The organism is Zoogloea oryzae (assembly GCF_030161255.1).
In the GTDB taxonomy this organism is placed as follows: Bacteria; Pseudomonadota; Gammaproteobacteria; order Burkholderiales; family Rhodocyclaceae; genus Zoogloea; species Zoogloea oryzae.
Genome location: NZ_BSPX01000061.1, coordinates 23,969 through 30,506, shown reverse-complemented (window position 1 = coordinate 30,506; position 6,538 = coordinate 23,969). Strand labels below are relative to the sequence as shown.

Genomic DNA, 6,538 nt, shown 5'->3' with positions numbered 1-6,538 from the left:
GGTCGCCGGCCAGCGCCTGCGCGCCGCCGACGACGCCCCCCAGCCCCCGGAAGCCCTGGCGCGCCGCCTGATCGAAGCAGTGCCGCTGCACTGATGTCCCGTCCGACCCGCCTCCGGGAGCGGCTCCGGCGCTGGCTGTTCCGCGTCAGCGGGCCCGAGCCGACGCCGATCCGCCTCGGCCAGCGGCGCATCTTCGTGCTGCCCACGCGCTTCGGCCTGGCGCTGGGCGCAACCCTCATGGCCATGCTGCTGGCGTCGATCAACTACGGCCTCAGCCTCGGTTTCGCCCTCACCTTCCTGATCGGCAGCGTGGCGTGGATCAGCATCCACCACGCCTTTCGCAACCTCGTCGATCTCGCCATCAGCCCGGGCCGCAGCGACGCCGTCTTCTGCGGCACGCCGGCGCGTTTTGGCGTCGTGCTGCACAACCCAACCCTGCGCCCACGGCTCAGCCTGAAGATCTGGCCCACCGGCGTCCCCAACGGCGACGCACCCTTCGATATCCCCGCCGAAGCCTCCGCCGCCCCCGAGGTGGCCGTCGCCACCCACGTCCGCGGCTGGCTGCAGCTGCCCCAGCTCACCCTCGAAACCCGTCACCCGCTGGGGCTGATCCGGGCCTGGAGCCTGTTCCAGCCCGACCAGCAATGCCTCGTCTACCCAGCCCCCGAGGCCGACGCGCCCCCCCTGCCCCACGGCGACGATCCCCGCCCCGGGCAGGGCGGACGTGGCCGCGGGCGTGACGACTTCTCGGGGCTGCGCCATCACCAGCCCGCCGATTCGCCCCGGCACGTGGCCTGGAAGACGGTCGCCCGCGGGGGGCCCTGGCGCACCAAGGAATTCGAAGGCGCCGGCAGCCAGGCCGTGTGGCTCGACTGGCATCACCTGCCGCCGGCGATGGGCGTGGAAGCCCGCCTGTCGCGCCTCGCCCGCTGGGTGATCGACGCCGACGCCGCCGGCGTGGATTTCGGCCTGCGCCTGCCGGGCACCCACCTGACGCCCTCCCGCGGCCCCGCCCACCGCCACGCCTGCCTGGCCGCGCTGGCGCTGTATGGCCTCCCCGCTGGCGACCCGAGGGCGGCCCCGTGAGCCTGCGTCAGGACCAGATCGGCTGGCTGCTGGCCACCGCGACGATCACGCTCATTCCCCATTTCGGGCACCTGCCACCGCTCCTCGCCGGCATCGCCGCCGTGCTGGTGGGCTGGCGCGCCCTCATCGCCACCGGCGGACGCCGCCTGCCCCATCGACACGCGCTGTCGGCGCTGGCCGTGGGGATCATCATCGCGGTGCTCGCCGAATACCGCCACTTCTTCGGCAAGGACCCGGGCGTGGCCCTGCTGGCGGGCCTCCTCGGGCTCAAGCTGCTCGAAACCCGGCAGATCCGCGACGGCCGTTCGGTGGTGCTGCTCAGCCTCTTCCTGCAGCTTGCCCAGTTCCTGTATCAGCAGGACATGGCCGTCGCGGCCCTGACCCTGCTCGGGGCCCTCGGCGCCGTGGCGAGCCTGCTCGCACTGCAGAGCCGGGGGAACGCATCGCCGCGCAGCCGCGCCCTCGAAGCCGGCAGGCTGCTCGTCCAGGCGCTGCCGCTGATGCTGGTGCTGTTCATCCTCTTCCCGCGGGTGCAGGGCCCCCTGTGGGGGCTCCCGGCCGACGCCTTCAACCGCGTCGGCGGGCTCTCCGACACCATGGCGCCGGGCGACCTGGCCCGCCTGGGCGAATCCTCGGCGATCGCCTTCCGGGTGGATTTCCAGGGCGAACCGCCGCCCAGCGCCGAACGCTACTGGCGCGGCCCCGTGCTCACCCGCTTCGACGGCCACACCTGGCGGGCCGGGCTGCTGCAACTGGCCGACCAGCCGTCCTACCAGCCCCAGGGCGCCGCCTACGCCTACGCCATCACCCTCGAACCCCACAACCAGCTGTGGCTGCTGGCCCTCGACTTTCCGGCCGTCAGCGCCGGCACGCGCATCTCCAACGATTTCCAGCTCCTCGCCCGCGAGCCCGTGCAGGGCCGCCGCCGGATCGAGCTGGTGTCCTACCCCCACACCCCGGTCGGGCGCGACGAATCCGGCCTGGTGCTGCGTCAGGCGCTGGATCTGCCGCCCCGCTCCAACCCCCGCAGCGTCGAACTCGGCCGCCTGCTGCGCGCCCGCGCCAGCAGCCCTGCCGACATCCCCGATCTCGCCATCGAGCACTTCCGGCGCAGCGGCCTGCGCTACACCCTCGATCCCCTCCCCCTCGGTCGGGACGACGTGGATAGTTTTCTGTTCGACACCCGGCAGGGCTTCTGCGAGCACTTCTCGGCGGCCTTCGTGGTGGTGATGCGGGCCGCCGGCGTGCCGGCGCGGGTCGTCACCGGCTATCAAGGCGGCGAGATCAATCCGGTGGATGGCACCCTGGTCGTCCGCCAGTCCGACGCCCACGCCTGGGCCGAGGTGTGGCTCGCCGGGCGGGGCTGGGTGCGGGTCGACCCGACCGCCGCCAGCGCCCCCCAGCGCATCGAGAACGGCCTCGCCGCAGCCCTGCCCGACAGCGCCCGGCTGCCCCTGCTGGTGCGCGCCGACCTGGCCTGGCTGCACGGCCTGCGCGACCGTCTGGACGCCCTCAACAACCGCTGGAACCAATGGGTTCTCGGGTACAATCCGGCCCGCCAGCGAGCCCTGCTGTCGGGCCTCGGCTTTGGCGATCCGGACTGGCAGAGCATTGCGGCGCTACTCGCCGGTGGCTGCGCCATCGTCATGGGCGCGCTCACCCTGTGGGCCCTGCGCCAGCGCTCCCCCGCAGACGCCATCGACCGCAGCTGGCAGCGTTTCTGCCGGCAGCTGGCCAGCGCGGGCCTGCCTCGCAACAGCTGGGAAGGCCCTCTCGACTACGCCCGCCGGCTCGCCCACGAACGCCCCGACCTGGCCGACACCATCGCCGCCATTGCCGCCGACTACGCCAGCCTTCGCTACGGCCCCGGCGAGGCCGACCCGGACCGCCTGAAACGCTTCCACCAATCCACCAGACACTTCCGCCCCCGATGAACACCCCCACGACCCGCCCGCGCCTTGCGCCGATCCTGCTTGCGGGCCTGCTGTCCCTCTTCGCCACCGCCGGCCACGCGGAGCGCTACGCCGACCGCCCCGAAGCCCAGCAGTTCATCGACGAGATGACCGAGAAGCACGGCTTCGACAAGGACGCCCTCACCTACATCTTCCGCCGCGCCGAATTCCAGCCGTCGGTGATCAAGTACATCTCGCCCCCGAAAGACCCGGGCGTGCGCTCATGGCAGCGCTATCGGAGCCGCTTCATCGAGCCCGTGCGCATCAAGGCCGGCCTCGCCTTCTGGAAGCGCCACGAGGCGACCATCAAGGCCGCCAGCGAGAAATACGGCGTGGCCGAGGAGATCATCGTCGGGATCATCGGCGTCGAGACCATCTACGGGCGCAACACCGGCAACTACCAGGCGGTGTCGGCGCTCTCGACCCTCGCCTTCGACTACCCGCGCCGCGCCGAGCTGTTCCGCGGTGAGCTCGAAGCCCTGCTGCTGATGGCCCGCGAACAGCACCGCGACCCGCTGGACTACCAGGGCTCTTACGCTGGCGCGCTGGGCCTGCCCCAGTTCCTGCCCAGCAGCGTGCGCAACTATGCGGTGGATTTTGACGGTGACGGCCAGATCGACCTGCTGAACAGCCCGGCCGACGCCATCGGCAGCGTGGCCCGCTACATGCAGATGCACGGCTGGGAAACCGGCGCGCCGGTGGCGATCCGCGCAAATGTCGAGCCCGGCGCCAACCTGCCGCCGCTCATCGCCAACGACATCAACCCGGCCTTCGACAACGCGACCCTCGCCGGCTACGGCGTGAAGCCCGCCGACGGCAGCGCGCCCGCCGGCAAGGCCGCCTTCGTCGAACTGGTGACGCCTGGCGAGGACAGCGAGTACTGGCTGGGTTACCAGAACTTCTATGTGATCACCCGCTACAACCGCAGCAGCTTCTACGCGATGTCGGTGTTCCAGCTGGGTGAGGCCGTGAAGGCCGCACGGACGGCGGCCCAGGTCAGCCGGCGCTGACGCCGGCAGGCCGTCAGGCGAAGAGCTCGAGCACCTTCTCGGGCGGGCGGCCAACCACCGCCCGATCACCGCGTACCACGATCGGCCGCTCGATCAGGATCGGGTGCGCCGCGAGCGCATCCAGCCATTCGTCGTTGCTCAGGCTGCGGCCCTTGTAGTCGGATTTGTAGATGTCCTCGCCCTTGCGGACGATGGCCTCGGCGGGCAGTCCGAGTTTTGCCAGCACATCGGCAAGCTCGTCGCGGCTGGGCGGGTTTTTCAGGTATTCCACCACATCGAGCTGGACGCCCTTTTCTTCGAGCAGCTGGCAGGCGCTGCGGCTCTTGCTGCAGCGGGCGTTGTGATACACGCGCACGGATTCGGTCATTGCTAACGGACTTTCGGGTGATTCGGGAAGTTACAGCAGCACGTCTTTCGAGACGCCCCGGCGCTTGATTATCCGGCGCAGCTGGCCGAGCGCTTCGAGCTGGATCTGGCGGACGCGCTCGCGGGTGAGCTCAAGGCTGTCGGCGAGCTCCTCGAGGGTCTGCACCTCGCACTCGTCGATGCCGTAGCGGTGGCGGATCACCAGCCGCTGCTTGTCGCTAAGCTGATTGATCCATTCGCGCACCAGGGTTCCAACCTCCAGATCGTGGATCTGGACATCCGGCGTGTCGGCATCTTCGTCGGCCAGGGATTCGCCGATGGAGAGGGTCGGATCGATGTCGAGGGGCGCGTCCAACGAAGCGGTGTGCTCGTTGAGGGCGAGGATCGCCCGCACGTCGGCCACCGGCCGGGCAAGCTCGCGGGCCACATCCTCGACGGTGGTGTCGCCGTTGCTGGCGGCTTCGAGCTGGCGCTGGCAGCGCAGCACCTGATTGAGTTCCTTCACCACATGTACCGGCAGGCGGATGGTGCGCGACTGGTTCATGATCGCCCGCTCGATGTTCTGGCGGATCCACCAAGTGGCGTAGGTGGAGAAGCGGAAGCCCCGTTCGGGGTCGAATTTCTCGAGGGCGTGGATCAGCCCGAGATTGCCTTCCTCGACCAGATCGAGGAGCGGGATGCCGCGGTTGAGATAGTGTTTGGCGATATTGACGACGAGCCGCAGGTTGCGTTCGATCATCGTCTGGCGGGCGTTGAAGTTGCCTTCCCGGACCTGCCGGGACAACGACAATTCTTCGTCTGCGGTGAGCAGCGGATTGACGCCGATCTCGTTGAGGTAAAGCTGGGTGACGTCACCGAGGAAGTCGGTATCCACCGACGATACGACCGGAGCTTCGAGAAAGACTTCAACCTCCGGGGGTAGATCCGGTTCGGTGTTTTCCATCTCCTCCGGCACTGCCGAATCGAACATGACGCCCTCGCTGTCTCTTTTGGGGAGAAACACCGACAGGCCTGCACCGCGCCTGTCGTCCGTCCGGTATCCACCCAAAAATCGGCGAGGGTGAAATCCGGCGTCTATAGTCGTACTAGCCCTACTCTACCCTGCTTCCCCCGAGACTCGCCAGAATCAGCGGGGAGGGAGATATTTGCCCGGATCGACAGGCTTGCCCTGCCGGCGGATCTCGAAATGAAGCTTGGGCCGATCGCTGTCTGTATCGCCGAGCTCGGCGATCTTCTGACCCTTCGTCACCGCCTGACCTTCCTTGACCAGCAGGTTCTGGTTGTGGGCATAGGCGCTTAGGAAGCTGTTGTCGTGCTTCACGATCACCAGTTTGCCATATCCGCGCAAACCCGTGCCGGCGTAAACCACGCGGCCTCCGGCAGCGGCAAGCACAGGGTCACCCGGCTTACCGGCGATGTCGACGCCCTTGCTGGAAGTGTCGTTGAAACCCGCAATGATTTTGCCGGAAGTCGGCCATGCCCAGTCAATTTTTTCACCGTTTGCGGGTTCGGCCTTGGTATCCGCTTTGGGTTCCGGCTTCACCTCGGGCCGGGTTTCGGGTTTGACCTCGGGTTTCGCTTCCGGCTTCGGATCGACCTTCGCCACCACGACCGGCGCCGCTTCGGGCTTCTGGGCCTGGGCCCAGGCCTGCTCGGAATAAGGCACCTTCCCACCCTTGGGCTCGCGGCGCAGGCCGTCGGGCGAGGTACTGGCCGCGGCGGGCGCGCTGGCAACCGGCGTCACCGGACGCACTTCGACGCCGGAGTTGGTGTTGATCGGCCGCGCCACCGCGCCGGACTCGGGCGGGCGGACACGCAGCTCCTGCCCCACCTCGATCAGATTGGGGTTCTCGAGGCCGCTCCAGGCGGCGATGTCGCGGTAGTTCTGGCCGTGGTCGAGGGCGATGCGGATCAGGGTGTCACCCGGCTTGACGATGTAATACCCCGGACGGGCCACCCGCGGCGGAGGCGCCGGCTGATCAGTGGAGGCCGACGTGGCCGACGAGCCCGGGCGGGAGCGATCGGAGACAGGCGCCGGCGCCTTCGAGGCGCAACCCGCCATCACCAGAGCGACGGCGAAGACGGCAGGAACACGGGCAAACTTGAAACGGGACAACATCATTC

Annotated in this window: 6 protein-coding genes; 3 read left to right on the top strand and 3 right to left on the bottom strand. The window is 68.9% G+C overall.

Going from position 1 to position 6,538, the window contains the following annotated elements:
* The first annotated feature begins 93 nt into the window (after positions 1-93).
* From QQK25_RS17030 to mltB, 3 genes are read left to right on the top strand one after another with little or no spacing between them, the layout of a single operon-like run.
* Positions 94-1,086 (top strand): DUF58 domain-containing protein, encoded by a 993-nt coding sequence (locus tag QQK25_RS17030; protein ID WP_284189002.1) that lies wholly within the window; start codon positions 94-96, stop codon positions 1,084-1,086.
* Entirely contained in the window at positions 1,083-3,020 is a 1,938-nt protein-coding gene (locus QQK25_RS17025; RefSeq protein WP_284189001.1) for a transglutaminase TgpA family protein, read from the top strand. The genes QQK25_RS17030 and QQK25_RS17025 overlap by 4 nt, the downstream gene beginning before the upstream one ends.
* Complete coding sequence (gene mltB, locus QQK25_RS17020) at positions 3,017-4,048, top strand: lytic murein transglycosylase B (RefSeq protein WP_284189000.1); 1,032 nt, start codon at positions 3,017-3,019, stop codon at positions 4,046-4,048. The genes QQK25_RS17025 and mltB overlap by 4 nt, the downstream gene beginning before the upstream one ends.
* Positions 4,049-4,061: 13 nt before the next feature.
* Here the strand turns inward: mltB and arsC are convergent, their stop codons facing one another.
* The 3 genes from arsC to QQK25_RS17005 form a co-directional block, all read right to left on the bottom strand.
* Complete coding sequence (arsC, locus tag QQK25_RS17015) at positions 4,062-4,415, bottom strand: arsenate reductase (glutaredoxin) (RefSeq protein ID WP_284188999.1); 354 nt, start codon at positions 4,413-4,415, stop codon at positions 4,062-4,064.
* A 30-nt stretch (positions 4,416-4,445) separates the two neighbouring features.
* A complete protein-coding gene (rpoS, locus tag QQK25_RS17010; RefSeq protein WP_153159824.1) occupies positions 4,446-5,384 on the bottom strand; it encodes an RNA polymerase sigma factor RpoS in 939 nt (312 codons plus the stop codon).
* Between the two features lie 156 nt (positions 5,385-5,540).
* Positions 5,541-6,536, bottom strand: coding sequence for a peptidoglycan DD-metalloendopeptidase family protein (locus QQK25_RS17005; protein ID WP_306664091.1), 996 nt, complete (start codon positions 6,534-6,536; stop codon positions 5,541-5,543).
* Between the last annotated feature and the right edge of the window lie 2 nt (positions 6,537-6,538).

Coding starts and splice junctions, on each gene's coding strand:
- QQK25_RS17030 (WP_284189002.1), top strand. CDS start 94: ATGTCCCGTCCGACCCGCCTCCGGGAGCGGCTCCGGCGCTGGCTGTTC.
- mltB (WP_284189000.1), top strand. CDS start 3,017: ATGAACACCCCCACGACCCGCCCGCGCCTTGCGCCGATCCTGCTTGCG.
- arsC (WP_284188999.1), bottom strand. CDS start 4,415: ATGACCGAATCCGTGCGCGTGTATCACAACGCCCGCTGCAGCAAGAGC.
- rpoS (WP_153159824.1), bottom strand. CDS start 5,384: ATGTTCGATTCGGCAGTGCCGGAGGAGATGGAAAACACCGAACCGGAT.
- QQK25_RS17005 (WP_306664091.1), bottom strand. CDS start 6,536: ATGATGTTGTCCCGTTTCAAGTTTGCCCGTGTTCCTGCCGTCTTCGCC.